This window comes from Neisseria sp. P0021.S006 (assembly GCF_051956895.1).
Window position 1 is genome coordinate 1 of the sequence record NZ_JBQCWZ010000437.1, and the last position, 1,165, is coordinate 1,165.

A 1,165-nucleotide genomic window follows, 5' to 3' on the forward strand; every position below is an offset into this window, starting at 1 on the left:
CTGATATTCAGACGGCCTGTCAGGCGCATAGCGTCGAAGTGGTCATGACTTCCAATCAACATGAAAGCGGTACAACGCGCCTTGCCGAAGCGGCCAATACGCTGAAACTGCCGCAGCATCTGATTGTTGTGAACGTACAAGGCGACGAGCCTTTAATCGATCCCGAACTTATCAACCGTACAGCCGAAGTTTTGGTTGAAAACAATGTGCAAATGGCGACCGCCGCCCACGAATTGCACGATTTTGACGAGTTTATAAATCCTAACGTCGTCAAAGTCATCCTCGACAAAAACCGCAACGCCATCTATTTCAGCCGCGCCCCGATTCCTTATCCGCGCGATGTGATGCGTGCCGAAAAACGCGAATTGCCTTCCGAAACAGCCGTTTTGCGCCATATCGGCATTTATGCCTATCGTGCAGGTTTCCTGCAACGCTATTCGGAAATGGAAGTTTCTCCTTTGGAAACCATCGAATCGTTGGAACAGTTGCGCGTCCTGTGGCACGGTTATCCGATTGCTGTTGAAATCACCCAAGAAGCGCCTGCTACCGGTGTGGATACGCAGGAAGATTTGGACAGAGTACGTGTTGCGTTTAAAGCTTAAGGCCGTCTGAAAGGAAAAGACATGAATGATTTCCGCCATTTGAGCCGTGAAGAACAAAAATTGCTTGCCGACGTGGCGAAGCTGGTAAGAGAAGATGAGCAAGAATTCAACTATGACATGCTGAAAATAGAAGCGCCGGAGCAGGCCAGTGGCGAGTTTTGGTTCCGCATGGCAGAAATGCTCAGCACTTTGCCGCCCAACCAGTCGTTGGACTTGCGTATGAACGGTGGACGCTTGACCGTTGCCGTATCGATTTTGTCGGTATTGCTGCAAGACAATCCGGATGTTCCTCAGCTTTGGGCACAAAAAATCATTGCGCTCAACTATTTGGCTCATGGCCATCAAACCCGTGCAATCGGTCTGGTGCAGCAACCTGACAAAGCGGCCGAAGCCAATGAGGAAGAATATTTGGCAAAAGCCTTATCGCAAAACTTGCTTTCCACTTTGAAAGACGCGATAGAGCGAGTCCCTGAAGACGCATGGTTTATCGGAATGCGCGACGATGCATGGAAGCATGTCGGCCCGAAAGAAGCCGTCTGAAGTTTTGAACGATAAACATAACC

2 protein-coding genes are annotated in these 1,165 nt (G+C 49.8%); both read left to right on the forward strand.

Annotated elements, in window-relative coordinates; translation table 11 throughout:
- A partial coding sequence (gene kdsB / locus ACTHUM_RS14800) for a 3-deoxy-manno-octulosonate cytidylyltransferase (protein ID WP_440403261.1) occupies positions 1 to 602 on the forward strand: 602 nt, incomplete at its 5' end.
- 21 nt (positions 603 to 623) lie between these two features.
- The gene (locus ACTHUM_RS14805) at positions 624 to 1,142 is read left to right on the forward strand and encodes a 3-deoxy-manno-octulosonate cytidylyltransferase (RefSeq protein WP_440403262.1); all 519 of its coding nucleotides are present in this window, start codon (positions 624 to 626) and stop codon (positions 1,140 to 1,142) included.
- Positions 1,143 to 1,165 lie beyond the last annotated feature (23 nt).

Coding starts and splice junctions, on each gene's coding strand:
- ACTHUM_RS14805 (WP_440403262.1), top strand. CDS start 624: ATGAATGATTTCCGCCATTTGAGCCGTGAAGAACAAAAATTGCTTGCC.